Source organism: Aestuariivita sp. (assembly GCF_049276915.1).
Taxonomy (GTDB): domain Bacteria; phylum Pseudomonadota; class Alphaproteobacteria; order Rhodobacterales; family Rhodobacteraceae; genus Aestuariivita.
Window position 1 is genome coordinate 1 of the sequence record NZ_JBASXK010000167.1, and the last position, 14,324, is coordinate 14,324.

Sequence of the window (14,324 nt, forward strand, 5' to 3'; positions counted from 1 at the left end):
CAAGGGATCTCGCTGACTGAGACGAGCGCATGGCTCCCAAGCCGCGTCCGTTCGCGGACCATGCGTTTGACACGCTGCACGTGCCAGAGCGTGGCCGCCCGGTCACGCATGTCTGCAGCGAGGCTCAGGTCGATGATCGAGGCGGGGCCGCTCGTGTTTCTCGGGGTGACCCTGGTTCTCTCGGTCGTCTTTGCGGGGTTACACCGGATCAAGGCGCGCAAGATCGGCCTACCCGGGTGGCGCGACCTCTGAGGGGCGGCAGATGCGTCTCGACATCCGGGCCAGCACTGAACCGCCCGAGCTGGCTTGCTCCGCTGCTTCCCGCCGCTGCCGCCCAATCGCGCATCCGGCACGTCGTCCGCCCGAACGCCGCCAATGGCCTGTCTTTGCACGGGGCAGGCTGGAAGAGCGGATGCCATGTGCGTATGGTGTGCATTACGGGTCTGTACTGTGATAGATCGGCCCGGAGGAGAATGTTGAATGCCCTTGTTCGCAGCCACCGAGGCAGCGCGGTTGTCTACTGCCCCTATGATGGATTGGACCGACCGTCATTGCCGGTATCTGCACCGTCTGCTTAGTCGTGAGACGTTGCTTTATACCGAAATGGTCACCGCACCGGCGCTTGTTCGGGGCGGGGCGCTGCATTTGCTGGAGTTCAGCCCGCAGGAACATCCCGTGGCGCTGCAATTGGGCGGCTCGGATCCTGTCGAACTGGCACAGGCGGCGCGGTTGGGGCAGGCGGCGGGCTATGATGAGATCAACCTGAATGTCGGCTGCCCCTCGGACCGGGTGCAGTCGGGCTGCTTTGGCGCGGTTCTGATGGAACAACCCGCGCTTGTGGCCCGATGCATCGCCGAGATGCGCGCCGCTGTTGACGTGGATGTCACGGTGAAGTGCCGGATCGGCGTCGATGACCAGGACCCCGAGTATATCCTGCCCGAATTCCTGGCCCAGATCGTTGCCGCCGGCTGTGAGAGGGTGACGATCCATGCGCGCAAAGCCTGGTTGCAGGGGCTCAGCCCGAAAGAGAACCGCGATATTCCGCCGCTGGATTATGCGCTGGTGCATCGAATGAAGGGGTATTTCCCCAATCTGCATATTTCGATCAATGGCGGCATCACCTCTCTTGACGAGGCGCAGGGCTTTCTGGATGGGGGCCTTGATGGCGTCATGATCGGGCGCGCGGCCTATCACCAGCCGGCCGATATCCTGTGTCGCGCGGACCGTGTGATCTTTGGCAAAGGCCAGGACAGCGACCCGGCCGAGGTTGTGATGCAGATGCTGCCCTATATCGAGGCGCATCTGAGCGCGGGCGGTCGGCTGCATCAGATCACACGCCATATGCTGGGTCTGTTTGCCGGACGTCCCGGAGCGCGTGGCTGGCGGCGGACCCTGTCCGAAGGTGCCACGCAAGCCGGGGCAGGGCCCGAACTTGTCGAAGCCGCACTGGCTCAACTGTTGCCTCTGGAGGATACCGCGCGCGCGGTATAGGACTGCCTCAAACAACCGAAAGGCAGTCGCATGCCCCAGATCATGCCGCAGACGGCTCTCTTGTTTCAGATGTTGGGTTTGCTGATGGCCATCGGGGCCATCGCCGGTGTTCTGGCGGGCCTGCTGGGTGTGGGCGGCGGCATCGTGCTTGTTGCCGCATTTTATTACGCGTTTCAGACGCTTGGCTATGATAGCCCGCAACTGATGCAGATCTGTCTGGCGACCTCGCTGGCGACGATAATCGTAACTTCCACCCGGTCCGTCCTCAGCCATGCCAAATCCGGCGTGGTGGATTGGGAGGTGCTGAAATCCTGGGCCCCCGGTATCACCATCGGTGCCTTGCTGGGGGTGCTGGCGGCCTCGCAGCTGCGTTCGCAAACCCTGCTTGGGATCTTTGCGGTGCTTGGAATCGCCATCGGTCTCTACATGGGTTTTGGCCGCAAGGACTGGCGGTTGGGCCAGAGCATGCCCACCGGTCTTGCGCGCGCGGTGTTTTCTCCGGTCATGGGATTTCTGTCCGTGCTGATGGGGATTGGCGGGGGCAGCTTTGGCGTGCCTCTGATGACGCTCTATGGCGCGCCCATACATCGAGCGGTTGCCACCGCGGCGGGGTTTGGCGTGCTGATCGCGCTGCCCTCGGTCATCGCGTTTCTGTTCGTCACGGTTGATCCGGCGATGCGTCCCCCCTTCACCTATGGGGCGGTGAATGCCATCGGCTTTCTGGTGGTCATTGCGATGACGCTGATCACGACCCCGTTCGGGGTGCGCCTGGCGCATGCGATGAACCCGGCTCCGTTACGCCGGATTTTCGCGGTGTTTCTGATCGCGGTCGCGCTCAACATGTTGCGCAAGGCGCTGGAATGGTAGAGGCGCTGGCCATGCGGTCCTGGGCACGGTTTGACTGGGACAATCGCACGGCACTCTGGGCCGAAGCCGCCTGTGCCGCAGGGCGCAAAGCACTTCAAGACCCGGGCCTTGCGCATTGGTATCAATGCGAAAACACCTGGTTTGCCGGGGTTGATGCGCTGCCCAATGACGCCACGGGCGCACTGGGTGACATCCCGCTTGAGGGTGCCGCCCTCGAGGCAATCCGTGCCGGGCTGGGCCCGATTCCGCCGTTGCATGCGGCGCAGCTCTCGGTGATCTTTCCAGGCTATCCGCGCCCGCGCGCGAACGAAAGCGAGGCCGCCTTCGGCTACCGGCTCAAGCGCGACAGCGCGCATGTGGACGGGCTGTTGGCAGAAGGGTCCCAAAGGCGGCGTCATCTGCGCGAACCCCACGCCTGGATTCTGGGCCTGCCGCTGAGTGACTCGCACCCGGATGCCGCACCGATGGTCGTCTGGGAGGGCAGCCACAAGGTGATGGCACAGGCCTTCCGAAACGCCTTCCTGGACCATCCGCCCGAGGTCTGGGGCGAGATCGACGTGACCGAGATCTACCAGACTGCCCGCCGGGAGGTGTTTGACAGCTGCCCGCGCGTGCGGGTCCACGCCAGACCGGGCGAGGCCTATGTGGTCCATCCGCTCGCGCTGCACGGCGTCGCCCCCTGGAGCGCGCCTGACGGTCCGGGCCGCATGATCGCCTATTTCCGCCCCGAATGCCCCGGTGGGATCGCCGATTGGCCGATCAGCTGACCATGCAAGCTGCGCCTTAAGCGCTTTGGAAATCCGCGCACACAGGTCTCTGAGCCTACTCGGAAACGGTCCAGCGGTACGCCCAGCGGGTCGGCCCGGGTCAAGGCACGGCACCCCCCCTGCATCGACTTCAACGGAGCGTGCCAGGCAAGGGAAAGACGCATGTGAAAGGGCCGTCTCATGGCGGCACTTCTTTGCTTTCCGGGTGAGGCTGAGCGGGCCCTATCCCGCCTGGCGCGCGGCACGCCCGCCGCGGCGTTTGGCCAGGCGCGGCGCGCGTTCGGGCAGTTCTTCAATGATCCGACTGCGCGCCTCGTGGCTCATTCTCGACCATTGGGTGATCTCGTCGATCGTGCGGAAACAGCCGGTGCAAATGCGTTCGGCCGGATGCACCACGCAGATCTGAATACAGGGAGACTGTATCTCGTCACGTTTCCAGATCTCATCGCTCATGCTGTGCTGTCCCGCTGATATGGCGCATTCGATCCAGCGCTCCCTGAAGAATATAGCTGGCTGCCACATGATCAATGACCTCGGCGCGACGTTTTCGTGTCGTATCCGCCTCCAGCAGCGCTTTTTCGGCGGCAACCGTGCTAAGCCGCTCATCCCAGAACGAGATGGGCAGCGCAATCAATTTGTCCAGATTGCGCGCGAAGGCCCGGGTCGACTGACAGCGCGGCCCTTCCGAGCCGTCCATGTTGCGCGGCAGACCCAGAATCAGGCCACCGATCTCGCGATGGGCGATGATCTCTTGCAGGCGGGCGGCATCGGCAGTGAACTTGCTGCGCCGGATTGTTTCGAGAGGCGTCGCCGAACTCAGCAGGCGGTCGGACACGGCAACGCCGATGGTCTTGGTTCCCAGATCCAGACCCAAAATTGCCGCGCCGGGTTTGATCTCGGCATGAAACTGCGCGATTTCGTCAAGGATCACGGGATAAGCCCGGCCTGACGCGCCCCGCTGCGAATAACCTCGATCGCCGCCGGATCATCGGCAAAGCTGACCAGCGCATTGTTATAGACGCTGATCGCATCCTGCTCGCGGCCCAGAACGCCCAGGGCACCGATCAGGCGCGCCCATTCCTCGGGCGGCCCGCCTTCCGAGGCCAGCCGCTCGGCCAGACCCGAAACCATGCCTTCGATCATCTGCATGCGCTCTTCTGCGGTCATGTCCTGCGCTGCTTCTATCTGCTCCCGGCTGGGGCCGAACACGGCATCGGGATCGGGCATGACGAAATTGTTGAAGCCCGCGCGGAACGCCATCTCTTCGATCTGCACGCGGATCGGCTCCATCCAGGGCGCATCGGACGGGCCTTCCTGCATCAACTGCTGCCACATGGCAAAGGCCTGATCGGGGCGGCCGATCTGGCTCAGCATCAGCCCGATGTAATACCGCGCGGCACCGTTCTGAGGATCAATCTGCAAAGCCCGGCTCAGCGCATCCTCGGCACGCGGTGACACATAGCCACCCGCCGCAAGGATCAGCATATCGGCATAATCCGTCCAGGCTGTCGCATCCACATCCGGCCCCATCAGCTCGATCACGCGCATCTGCGCCTGATAGGCGGGGGTGAAATTGCCGATCGCCGCCTCATTGCGCGCCAGCAACCTGTGGCCTTGCAGATCGTCGGGCCGGTTTGCGACCGTCGCGCGCAGCTGTTCCATCAACGACACGAAGTCAGGGCTCAGGTTCGGGCTTTGAAGCTGCGGGGGCAGGGAGGCTTCGGCATCTTCCTGGCTGGGGCGGGTCAAGCGCGCCTCTTCGGCCATTGCCATACGATCTGCCAGCGCCAGATCGCCATATCCCGGTGCGCCGATCTCGCTGTACAGGGTCAGGGATCCCACGATCATCACCACGCCGGCCACGATCCCGGCCAGCAAAGTGCCGGGCCCCGTCGATTTTCCGTCGGCGGTTTCGATCTGCAATTGCGCGTCCGCCGCGAGGATCCGGCGCGATATCTCCGAGGTGATGCGCTCGGCATCCTCCTCGCTCAACACACCGCGCGCCGTGTCGCGTGCCACCTCCTTGAGCTGGTCACGATAGACCCGCAAATCATAGGCCGCCGGAGGTTCCTGACCGCTGCGCGCCCGGATGAGAGAAAGACCGATAAGGCCTGCCACGGCAAGCGCAAGACCAGAGGTGAGGATCCAGAACAACATGCGCCCCATCTATAGTCGGCTCCGATCCGAAAAAAGGGAAAAAACACAGGTGCGGCAACCATGTCGCAACTGGATGGTATTGCGACGGTTCGGAACGCGGGTCATCTTGTGCTTCGCGCGATACGCTCAACAAGAAGCCCACCTGCCGGATTCGTCACATGAAACGCTACTCTGCCTTTGCCATCGCCCGAGAGGCGCTTCGCTTCCATTCCGGATGGGAGCGCGCCTGGGCGTCGCCGGAGCCGAAGAAAAAATATGACGTCATCATCATAGGCGCGGGCGGGCATGGTCTGGCCACGGCCTATTACCTGGGAAAACGGTTCGGCATCACCAATGTGGCCATCCTCGAAAAAGGCTGGCTCGGCGGCGGCAACACCGGCCGCAACACCACCATCATCCGCTCCAACTATCTGCAGGATCCCTCGGCGGCGATCTATGAGAAATCCCGCGCGCTCTACGAGACACTGTCGCAGGATCTGAACTACAACGTTATGTTCTCGCCGCGCGGCGTGATGATGCTGGCCCAGACCCAGCATGAGATCCGCGGCTATCTGCGCACGGCACATGCCAATGCGCTGCAAGGGGTCGAGACCGAATTCGTCGGTCCCGAACGCGTCAAGGAACTCTGCCCGATCATCAATATCGACGGTCCGCGCTATCCGGTTCTGGGTGCGCTCTGGCAGCCGCGCGGCGGCACGGCGCGCCACGATGCGGTGGCCTGGGGCTATGCGCGGGCCTGCTCGGACATGGGCATGCATGTGATCCAGCGCTGCGAAGTCACCGGGATCCGGCGCAACGGCGCACGCGTGGTGGGTGTCTCCACCACCAAGGGCGAGATCGACTGCGCCAAGCTGGGCATCGTGGTGGCAGGTCACTCCGGTGTCGTCGCCGAGATGGCCGGCTTTCGCCTGCCCATCGAATCCGTCGCCCTTCAGGCGCTGGTCTCCGAACCGATCAAACCCTGCATGGATGTGGTGGTGATGGCCAATACCGTGCACGGCTACATGAGCCAGTCCGACAAGGGCGAAATGGTGATCGGTGGCGGCACGGATGGCTATAACAACTACACCCAACGCGGCTCGTTCCATCATATCGAGGAAACCGTGCGCGCGCTGGTGGAAACCTTCCCGATGATCTCGCGGCTGAAAATGCTGCGCCAATGGGGCGGCATCGTGGATGTGACGGGGGATCGCTCGCCGATCCTGTCAAAGACACCGGTCGAGGGCGTGTTCATCAACTGTGGCTGGGGCACGGGCGGCTTCAAGGCCATTCCCGGCTCGGGCTATGGCATGGCCGAACTGATCGCCAGAGGGTCCTCGCCCCTGACCGACGCCTTCGGGCTCGAGCGCTTCAGGGAAGGCCGGTTCATCGACGAAAGCGTGGCCGCCGGGGTGGCGCATTGATGCGACGGATCCTGACGCAGCTTCGCACCAGTGCTCACAGCGCACCGCCCAGGCCCGCCCTCATCCGCGCCACGCAAGGCGCAAGACTGGGTCCCACGGCCCGCCTTGACCGTCTGACCGCCTTCAGGCTGGAGACTAGTCCAGGGGCAAAGTGCCAGGATCAATCTCTCCACCACCCCGGGTCACCCGCCGCAACGACCGCCCCAAAAGGGCAGGCGTGGCCGTCCACACCCGACATGTCATGCGGCGCAAGGCATCAACAGATGCCTCGCGGCTCAGTCGGCCTTCTTTTGCGCCTCATTCTTGGCAACGGCTTCGCTGCCAAAGAACATGATATCCGAGATATCAACGAATGTGCCATTGGCCTTGCGTTTGGCGACCGCGCGCCGCTCCATCATGAACATCACCAAAGCGCCTGCGCACAAGGTTCCAAAAACCAGCAAGGCCATCGTCGTCTGCGTCATCGCGTCAATCCTTTTCCGCAAAATCTGTCAATTCTGGTTGACAGGTTAGCGCGTTTTGTCGCGCCGCGCCACGATTCCCTGTCCCTGTCCCTGTCCTTCAAGCAAGGTCGCACCACATGCTGATCCTCGAATGCCCCTATTGCGGTGTCATGGCTGATGAAACCGAACTCTCCGCCGGAGGAGAAGCGCATCTGACGCGCTTTGGCCCCGGCTCCACCGATGAGGCCTTCCACAGCTACCTCTTCGAACGTGAAAATCCGCGCGGCGTGCATTTCGAACGCTGGCGGCATGTCTATGGCTGCGGCAAGTGGTTCCACGCCGCCCGCGCCACCGACACGCTTGAGGTCTTCGGCACCTATCCCGCCCAGACCCTCGAACCCCCAAGGGAGATCTGCGACAAGATCACCGCAAAACGCCCCGGCTGGACCTGGAGGCAATTCTCCTCATGAGGCTTCTTCTTGCCAAAAATACGGATCACACCACCCTGAAGCGCATACAACGCTCCTTCAGAAGCGAAAGGCTCCTGCCTTCGCCGGCCCCGACAGAGCGCAGCGACAACAAAGGTCACACAGCATGAGCACGCGTCTTGCCACTTTCGGGCGTCTGATCGACCGCTCCCAGCAGGTGAAGTTCACCTTCAACGACAAATGGATGCGCGGTCATCCGGGCGACACGCTGGCCTCCGCCCTTCTGGCCAATGACCAGATGCTGGTGGGGCGCTCGTTCAAGTACCACCGCCCGCGCGGCATCGTCGCCTCGGGGGCCGAAGAGCCCAACGCCCTGGTCAACATGGGCAAGGGCGCACGGTTCGAACCCAACCAGCGCGCCACGACGACTGAACTTTTCGACGGGCTCAAGGCCACATCGCAAAACCACTGGCCCAGCCTTGAATTCGATGTGGGTGCCATCAACACCCACCTCAGCCGCTTCCTGCCTGCGGGCTTTTACTACAAGATGTTCATGTATCCGCGCGCCTTCTGGAAACATGTCTACGAACCCTTCATCCGCCAGTCCGCCGGTCTGGGTCAGGCCCCCAGGGATCGCGACGCCGATACCTATGAGCATTTTTATGCATTCACCGATGTACTGGTGATCGGCGGCGGCATCGCCGGCCTGCAGGCGGCCAGATCAGCCGCCCAATCCGGTGCCAAGGTCCTGCTGGTCGAGCAAACCTCGGCCTGGGGCGGACGGGCAATGGTCGACGCACTGGACAGTGAAACTGTCAACGACACCCCTGTGGATAAGTTCGTGGAGGAAATTACCGCCGAACTCGCCGCCATGCCAAATGTCACCATGCGCCTGCGCATGATGGGGGCAGGGGTCTATGATCATGGCTATGTGCTGGCCTATGAACGCCTGACCGATCACCAGCCCGACGCCGCCGGCCCGCGCCACCGCCTCTGGCGCATCCGCGCGCAGCAGGTCATCACCGCCACCGGCGCGATCGAACGGCCTTTATCCTTTGCAGGCAATGACATCCCCGGTGTGATGCTGGCCTCGGCCGTGCGAGATTATGTGGTCAACTACGCCGTCTCTCCGGGCGATCGCACGGTGATCGCGACCAATAACGACGATGCCTACCTGACCGCGATTACCCTTAAAAAAGCCGGTCTGGATGTGCCGCGCATCATCGATGCACGCCCCGAGGGTGGCGGCGCACTGATGGAGCAGGCCCGCGCGCTCGGGATCCGCGTGGACCTCGGCAAGGCCATCGCCAAGGTCAAGGGCCTGCGCCGGGTCAGCAAGGTGCAGATCTGCAATCAGGCCGGAGAAGGCGGCGTGCTGGACGAGGTCGCCTGTGATGCCGTGGCGATGTCGGGCGGCTGGTCGCCTGTCGTGCATCTGTGGTCCCATTGCGGTGGAAAACTCCTGTGGGACGAGACACATGCGATGTTCCGCCCGGATGTGGATAACCCGCCGCGCGGGGCCCGTGGCGAGGGCTTTGTCGCCTGTGCCGGGATCGCCAATGGCGAGATGACACTGGACGGCATCCTCGCCGATGCCCATGCGGCCGGACAAGCAGCGGCCAAAGCCGCCGGTCATGCCCCCAAACGCGCCAAAGCGCCCAAGGCCAACGCGCGCGCCGATGCGCCCATGGCCGCGGTCTGGCTCATGCCGCAGGGGGCCAAGACCGAACTGCGTGCCAAGACCTGGCTCGATTTCCAGAACGACGTCAAAGTGACGGATGTGCAGCTTGCGGCGCAAGAGGGCTTTGAAAGCGTCGAACACACCAAACGCTATACCACGCTGGGCATGGCCACGGATCAGGGCAAGCTGAGCAACATCAACGGCCTGGCCATCCTGTCCGATGCGCTTGGCCAGCCGATCCCGGCCACCGGCACCACGACCTTCCGCCCGCCCTATACGCCGATCTCGATGGGGGCCATCGGCGGCGAAGCCCGGGGGAATGTCTTCCAGCCGATCCGCCGCACACCGATGCATGACTGGCACGATGCAAACGGTGCCGACTGGGAACCGGTCGGGCACTGGCGGCGCGCCTATGCCTTTGTGCGCCCGGGCGAAACCGTGCATGACGCGGTGATGCGCGAGGTTACCAACACGCGCACCAACCTTGGACTTCTGGATGCCTCCACCCTCGGCAAGCTGATCGTCAAGGGCCCCGACGCGGGCCGCTTCCTCGACATGCTCTACACCAACATGATGAGCACGCTGAAACCGGGCCGCTGCCGCTATGGGCTGATGTGCAGCGAAAACGGTTTCCTGTCGGATGATGGCGTGGTGGCGCGCATCGATGAAGACACCTTCCTGTGCCATACCACCACGGGCGGCGCGGATCGGATCCATGCCCATATGGAAGAATGGCTGCAGACCGAATGGTGGGACTGGAAGGTCTATGTGGCCAATGTGACCGAGCAATATGCCCAGGTGGCCGTCGTCGGCCCCAAAGCGCGCAAGCTGCTTGAAAAAATGGGCGGCATGGATGTTTCAGCCGAGGCTCTGCCGTTCATGGGCTGGGCCGATGGCACCATCGGCGGGTTTGATGTGCGCGCCTACCGCATCTCCTTCTCGGGCGAGCTGTCTTACGAAATCGCCGTCAAGGCGTCGCAAGGTCAGGCCTTCTGGGACGCGCTGATGGAGGCAGGAGGCGAATTCGGCGTGATGCCCTATGGCACGGAATGCCTGCACATCATGCGCGCCGAAAAGGGCTTCATCATGATCGGAGATGAAACCGACGGCACGGTGATACCGCAGGATCTGGGGCTGGACTGGGCAATCTCGAAAAAGAAAGAGGACTACCTGGGCAAACGCGCCCAGGAACGCGCGCACATGACCGATCCGACCCGCTGGAAACTGGTGGGGCTTGAAACCACCGATGGCTCCGTCCTGCCCGACGGCGCCTATGCGGTCGCGCCTGGCAAGAATGCCAATGGCCAGCGCAACATGATCGGGCGCGTCACCTCCACCTATCACTCGCCAACGCTGAACAAGGGCATCGCCATGGGGCTGGTCCTGCATGGCCCGGATCGCCTGGGCGAGGTGCTGGAATTCCCGGGCACGGACGGCACGATCCACAAGGCCAGGATCGTCAGCCCCGTCTTCTACGATCCCGAAGGGGAGAAGCAAAATGTCTGACGCCATCCGCGTGCTCAACCATGCGCGTTGCCAAGGTATCGCCGATATCAGCGAGATCGGCCCGCAAGGCATGATCACCCTGCGCGGCGATCTCTCTTCGGCCAAGCTCAAGGCCGCGACCAAAGCGGCAACGGGCCTGACACTGCCCGGCACGAACAGGCTCAACGCCAACGACACTGGCGCAATCTGCTGGATGTCTCCGGACGAACTGCTGCTGCTGTGCCCCTATGATGAGGTGGCAAAGACGCTTGACGGTCTGCACAGCGCGTTGGCCAAGGAACACGCGCTGGCTGTAGACGTATCGGACGCGCGTGCCGTCTTTGCCGTCAGCGGTACGCGCGCGCGCGAAGTCATGTCCAAGCTCTGTCCGGTCGATCTCTCGCCGCAGGCCTTCACGCCGGGCATGTTGCGCCGCACCCGCATGGCGCAGGTGCCTGCCGCGCTCTGGATGCGCGATGAAGAAAGTTTTCAGATCATCTGTTTCCGATCCGTTGCGCAATATGTGTTCGATCTGCTCAGCGTTGCGGCGCAGGATGGCTCCGAGGTCAACGCATTCTGACACCCCGCGCGCCCGGCCCGACCTGCGGGAGCCTCCGGCGGCCGGTATTTGATTGCAAGAAGAAGCAGGGGGCAGGTCGTGATGGGCTTCTTCTTGCATGAAATACCGGCGGGGAGTTTGAGGGGCTGGCCCCTCAATCACGCTCAGACACCAGGCCAAGGCTCAACTTAACTGCCATCCACCCTTGACGCAGCGCGGCCCTCGCCGCATGTAAAGCCACAGCGAAACACTTGAATTTAGCGGGGGGCCCACAATGGCTTTTGAACTTCCTGATCTTCCTTACGCCCATGATGCGCTGGCCGCCAAAGGCATGTCGGCAGAGACGCTCGAGTATCACCACGATCTTCACCACAAGGCCTATGTCGACAACGGCAACAAGCTGATTGCCGGAACCGAATGGGACGGCAAGTCCATGGAAGAGATCATCACGGGCACATATGACGCCAATGCCGTGGCGCAGAACGGGATTTTCAACAACATCTCGCAGTTGTGGAACCACAATCAATTCTGGGAAATGATGGGCCCCGGCGCATCCTCCATGCCCGGTGAACTGGAAGCCGCGCTCAACGAGAGCTTCGGGTCGGTTGACGAGTTCAAGTCACAGTTTTCCGCCGCTGGTGCGGGTCAGTTCGGCTCGGGCTGGTGCTGGCTGGTCAAGAAGGCCGACGGCTCGCTCGCGGTGACCAAGACCGAGAACGGCGTCAACCCGCTGTGCTTTGGTCAGACGGCGCTGCTGGGCTGTGATGTTTGGGAGCATTCCTATTACATCGATTTCCGCAACAAGCGGCCGGCCTATCTGACGAACTTCCTCGACAATCTTGTGAACTGGGAAAACGTCGCATCACGCATGTGATCAGCGGGTTTTTCCAAGACTGAGAACCCCGCGTCCCTCGGCGCGGGGTTTTTTGATGGCCGGGTTCAGCCCAATGCGCGGTGCAGGGCGCCCATGGCGGCGTCGGGTCCGCTCACTTCGGTGATGAACCCCTTCAGCGAGGCGTCCGCGAACCCCTGCGCAATCACATGATCGATCAAGGCGATCAGGGGACTCCAGTAGCCTTCGGTGTTCATCAGCAGGATCGGCTTGTCATGCAGTCCAAGCTGGCGCCAGGTCAGCACCTCGAACAGCTCGTCCAGCGATCCCGCGCCCCCGGGCAGCACCACGATCGCATCGGCGTTCATATACATCACCTTCTTGCGTTCATGCATGGTCTCGGTCACCACATACCGCGTGAGGTCCGTTTTGCCGACTTCCCAGTCCACCAGATGTTTCGGGATCACGCCGAACGTGTCGCCGCCCGCACCCTGTGCTGCGCGCGCGACATCGCCCATCAGCCCCACATCGCCCGCGCCATAGACCAGTCGCCAGCCGGCTTCGGCCAGGGTTCTGCCAAAGGCGGTCGCAGCCTCGCGATAGGCCGGGATTGCGCCCCCCCGGGATCCGCAATAGACACAGACGGATTTTGCAGCCATGGGCGCGTCCTTTCAGAGGTGGTTTGAGGGCTTTGACCCTTGATACAGCGGTTGATAGGATGGCTCAACCGCCGGGCGATACCGGCGGCCAGGGGATGGACAACATGAGCGAAAAAGCCGGCTTTTTTGGCCTTGGGACAATCTATGGGGTTGTGGCAGGTACCATTGCACTGGCCGCGCTTGTCGGGTTTCTGTATGTGACCGACACCCTGTCTCCAGGGGGGCCGCAGGAGCCTGCTGCTCTGGCCGTATTGCCCGAGCCCGAGCCTCAGGCCCCAGCCCAGGAAAACGCGCCCGAACCCGAGGCCAGCGCCGAGCCCGCCCCACAGGCCCAGGACAGCGCCACCGGGCCAGAGACCGAACCCGCAGCGCCCGCATCGGTGCCGGAACCGCTGGCCGCTCCATCCTTTGACGTGGTGCGCGCCGCCCCGGATGGCAACACCATCATCGCCGGCAAAGCCGCTCCCGGCAGCACTGTCAGCGTGCTTGTGGATGGCCAGATCACGGATACACAGACCGCCGATGCGCGCGGGGATTTCGTGAGTTTCCTGTCGCTCTCTGCCAGCCCGGCCCCGCGGGTGCTGAGCCTGCTGTCGCGACGTGGTGATCTCGAGGCCGCCTCGGCCGAGGAAATCATCCTCGCTCCGACTCCGGCACCGCAGGTCGCCGAGGCAACGCCCGAGCCGCAACCCGAGCCTCAACCGGCACCTGAGGTCACCGCCGCGGTGAGCGCGCCGCTTGCCCCGGACGCCACCGAAACCGAACCGCAGACGCCAGAAAGCGGCTCGCAACCTACGCCCGAGACCCCCGAACCCGCCGCGGTCGCGTCCGCTCCTGCCGAGCCTGCAGCACCCGCCGAACCGGCTGAACCTGCCGAACCCGCCGCCGTCGCGTCGGCACCCGCCGAACCTGCAGCACCCGCACCGCTCACTCCGGCCCCAGCACCTCAACCCGCCGCCGTAGCTGTGCTGCGCGCGGACGAGCAGGGTGTCGAACTGGTTCAGCCTGCAAGGTCCGAGCAATCCGCGCCAAGGGAACAGATCGCGCTGGATACCATCGGATATTCGCCGGAAGGCGATGTGCTGCTCAGTGGGCGGGCACGTCCGAACGCCGCCATCCGCGTCTATCTCGACAACAGCGCACGCGCCGATCTCGGTGCGGATGACGACGGGCGCTGGCGGGCCCGGAGCGCAGGGATCGCGCCCGGTGTCTACACGTTGCGCCTCGATGCGCTGAGCGCAGATGGTACGGTCACAAGCCGCCTTGAAACGCCGTTCAAGCGCGAAAGCCCCGAAACACTCGCCGCCGCGCAGGCCGCGACCCAGCCGCCCGCACCGCCAGTCAGCCAGGTGACCGTACAGGCCGGAGATACGCTCTGGGCGATCTCGCGCGAGCGTTATGGCGACGGGATGCTGTTCGTGCGCCTGTTCGAGGCCAATCGCAGCGCGATCCGCGATCCCGATCTGATCTATCCCGGCCAGATATTCACCCTTCCCGAATAAACCTGCGGGCGCTGGTCATTCCGGTGTCCGGGGCCTATGTCTCGTCCATG

15 protein-coding genes are annotated in these 14,324 nt (G+C 63.4%); 10 read left to right on the top strand and 5 right to left on the bottom strand.

The annotated features are described in order from the left end of the window. The first annotated feature begins 108 nt into the window (after positions 1-108). The 4 genes from WAO69_RS17495 to WAO69_RS17510 all read left to right on the top strand — a co-directional run bounded on the left by WAO69_RS17495 (position 109) and on the right by WAO69_RS17510 (position 3,125). Positions 109-252, top strand: a complete 144-nt coding sequence (locus WAO69_RS17495) for a hypothetical protein (RefSeq protein ID WP_422181520.1) — start codon at positions 109-111, stop codon at positions 250-252. A 228-nt stretch (positions 253-480) separates the two neighbouring features. Further along, positions 481-1,491: a tRNA dihydrouridine(20/20a) synthase DusA gene (gene dusA, locus WAO69_RS17500; protein ID WP_422181522.1), complete on the top strand. Its 1,011-nt coding sequence runs from the start codon at positions 481-483 to the stop codon at positions 1,489-1,491. A gap of 42 nt (positions 1,492-1,533) precedes the next feature. Next, the gene (locus tag WAO69_RS17505) at positions 1,534-2,358 is read left to right on the top strand and encodes a sulfite exporter TauE/SafE family protein (RefSeq protein ID WP_422181569.1); all 825 of its coding nucleotides are present in this window, start codon (positions 1,534-1,536) and stop codon (positions 2,356-2,358) included. Continuing rightward, on the top strand, positions 2,352-3,125 hold the full coding sequence (locus WAO69_RS17510) for a hypothetical protein (protein WP_422181524.1): 774 nt from the start codon (positions 2,352-2,354) through the stop codon (positions 3,123-3,125). The genes WAO69_RS17505 and WAO69_RS17510 overlap by 7 nt, the downstream gene beginning before the upstream one ends. 222 nt (positions 3,126-3,347) lie before the next feature. Here WAO69_RS17510 and WAO69_RS17515 read toward each other — a convergent pair whose 3' ends face one another. From WAO69_RS17515 to ccmI, 3 genes are read right to left on the bottom strand one after another with little or no spacing between them, the layout of a single operon-like run. Beyond that, entirely contained in the window at positions 3,348-3,578 is a 231-nt protein-coding gene (locus WAO69_RS17515) for a DUF1289 domain-containing protein (protein WP_422181526.1), read from the bottom strand. Then, a complete protein-coding gene (gene ruvX, locus WAO69_RS17520; RefSeq protein ID WP_422181528.1) occupies positions 3,568-4,056 on the bottom strand; it encodes a Holliday junction resolvase RuvX in 489 nt (162 codons plus the stop codon). Before ruvX ends, WAO69_RS17515 begins: the two co-directional genes overlap by 11 nt. Further along, positions 4,053-5,282: a c-type cytochrome biogenesis protein CcmI gene (gene ccmI, locus WAO69_RS17525; RefSeq protein ID WP_422181530.1), complete on the bottom strand. Its 1,230-nt coding sequence runs from the start codon at positions 5,280-5,282 to the stop codon at positions 4,053-4,055. Before ccmI ends, ruvX begins: the two co-directional genes overlap by 4 nt. Before the next feature lie 158 nt (positions 5,283-5,440). On the opposite strand from ccmI, the gene WAO69_RS17530 reads away from it, so the two are divergent. Beyond that, a complete protein-coding gene (locus tag WAO69_RS17530) occupies positions 5,441-6,685 on the top strand; it encodes a sarcosine oxidase subunit beta family protein (RefSeq protein WP_422181532.1) in 1,245 nt (414 codons plus the stop codon). Positions 6,686-6,960: 275 nt separating this feature from the next. Here the strand turns inward: WAO69_RS17530 and WAO69_RS17535 are convergent, their stop codons facing one another. After that, positions 6,961-7,149, bottom strand: coding sequence for a hypothetical protein (locus WAO69_RS17535; RefSeq protein WP_422181533.1), 189 nt, complete (start codon positions 7,147-7,149; stop codon positions 6,961-6,963). Between the two features lie 116 nt (positions 7,150-7,265). On the opposite strand from WAO69_RS17535, the gene WAO69_RS17540 reads away from it, so the two are divergent. The 4 genes from WAO69_RS17540 (at position 7,266) to WAO69_RS17555 (ending at position 12,155) form a co-directional block, all read left to right on the top strand. Beyond that, the gene (locus WAO69_RS17540; protein ID WP_422181534.1) at positions 7,266-7,598 is read left to right on the top strand and encodes a sarcosine oxidase subunit delta; all 333 of its coding nucleotides are present in this window, start codon (positions 7,266-7,268) and stop codon (positions 7,596-7,598) included. Positions 7,599-7,722: 124 nt separating this feature from the next. Further along, positions 7,723-10,743 carry a sarcosine oxidase subunit alpha family protein gene (locus tag WAO69_RS17545; protein ID WP_422181536.1) on the top strand — a complete coding sequence of 1,007 codons (3,021 nt, stop codon included), beginning with the start codon at positions 7,723-7,725 and terminating at the stop codon, positions 10,741-10,743. Next, positions 10,736-11,302: a sarcosine oxidase subunit gamma gene (locus WAO69_RS17550; protein ID WP_422181538.1), complete on the top strand. Its 567-nt coding sequence runs from the start codon at positions 10,736-10,738 to the stop codon at positions 11,300-11,302. The genes WAO69_RS17545 and WAO69_RS17550 overlap by 8 nt, the downstream gene beginning before the upstream one ends. 253 nt (positions 11,303-11,555) lie before the next feature. Continuing rightward, positions 11,556-12,155 (top strand): superoxide dismutase, encoded by a 600-nt coding sequence (locus WAO69_RS17555; protein WP_422181540.1) that lies wholly within the window; start codon positions 11,556-11,558, stop codon positions 12,153-12,155. A gap of 65 nt (positions 12,156-12,220) precedes the next feature. On the opposite strand, the gene WAO69_RS17560 is transcribed toward WAO69_RS17555, so the two are convergent. Next, the gene (locus WAO69_RS17560) at positions 12,221-12,772 is read right to left on the bottom strand and encodes a TIGR00730 family Rossman fold protein (RefSeq protein ID WP_422181542.1); all 552 of its coding nucleotides are present in this window, start codon (positions 12,770-12,772) and stop codon (positions 12,221-12,223) included. A 59-nt stretch (positions 12,773-12,831) separates the two neighbouring features. On the opposite strand from WAO69_RS17560, the gene WAO69_RS17565 reads away from it, so the two are divergent. Continuing rightward, positions 12,832-14,274 carry a LysM peptidoglycan-binding domain-containing protein gene (locus WAO69_RS17565; RefSeq protein ID WP_422181544.1) on the top strand — a complete coding sequence of 481 codons (1,443 nt, stop codon included), beginning with the start codon at positions 12,832-12,834 and terminating at the stop codon, positions 14,272-14,274. Positions 14,275-14,324: the final 50 nt, after the last annotated feature.

Bases quoted from the DNA above. Each gene is read 5' to 3' on its own strand.
- WAO69_RS17495 (WP_422181520.1), top strand. From the start codon at position 109: ATGTCTGCAGCGAGGCTCAGGTCGATGATCGAGGCGGGGCCGCTCGTG.
- ccmI (WP_422181530.1), bottom strand. From the start codon at position 5,282: ATGTTGTTCTGGATCCTCACCTCTGGTCTTGCGCTTGCCGTGGCAGGC.
- WAO69_RS17535 (WP_422181533.1), bottom strand. From the start codon at position 7,149: ATGACGCAGACGACGATGGCCTTGCTGGTTTTTGGAACCTTGTGCGCA.
- WAO69_RS17540 (WP_422181534.1), top strand. From the start codon at position 7,266: ATGCTGATCCTCGAATGCCCCTATTGCGGTGTCATGGCTGATGAAACC.
- WAO69_RS17545 (WP_422181536.1), top strand. From the start codon at position 7,723: ATGAGCACGCGTCTTGCCACTTTCGGGCGTCTGATCGACCGCTCCCAG.
- WAO69_RS17550 (WP_422181538.1), top strand. From the start codon at position 10,736: ATGTCTGACGCCATCCGCGTGCTCAACCATGCGCGTTGCCAAGGTATC.
- WAO69_RS17510 (WP_422181524.1), top strand. From the start codon at position 2,352: ATGGTAGAGGCGCTGGCCATGCGGTCCTGGGCACGGTTTGACTGGGAC.
- WAO69_RS17515 (WP_422181526.1), bottom strand. From the start codon at position 3,578: ATGAGCGATGAGATCTGGAAACGTGACGAGATACAGTCTCCCTGTATT.
- WAO69_RS17555 (WP_422181540.1), top strand. From the start codon at position 11,556: ATGGCTTTTGAACTTCCTGATCTTCCTTACGCCCATGATGCGCTGGCC.
- WAO69_RS17505 (WP_422181569.1), top strand. From the start codon at position 1,534: ATGCCGCAGACGGCTCTCTTGTTTCAGATGTTGGGTTTGCTGATGGCC.
- dusA (WP_422181522.1), top strand. From the start codon at position 481: ATGCCCTTGTTCGCAGCCACCGAGGCAGCGCGGTTGTCTACTGCCCCT.
- WAO69_RS17560 (WP_422181542.1), bottom strand. From the start codon at position 12,772: ATGGCTGCAAAATCCGTCTGTGTCTATTGCGGATCCCGGGGGGGCGCA.
- WAO69_RS17530 (WP_422181532.1), top strand. From the start codon at position 5,441: ATGAAACGCTACTCTGCCTTTGCCATCGCCCGAGAGGCGCTTCGCTTC.
- WAO69_RS17565 (WP_422181544.1), top strand. From the start codon at position 12,832: ATGGCTCAACCGCCGGGCGATACCGGCGGCCAGGGGATGGACAACATG.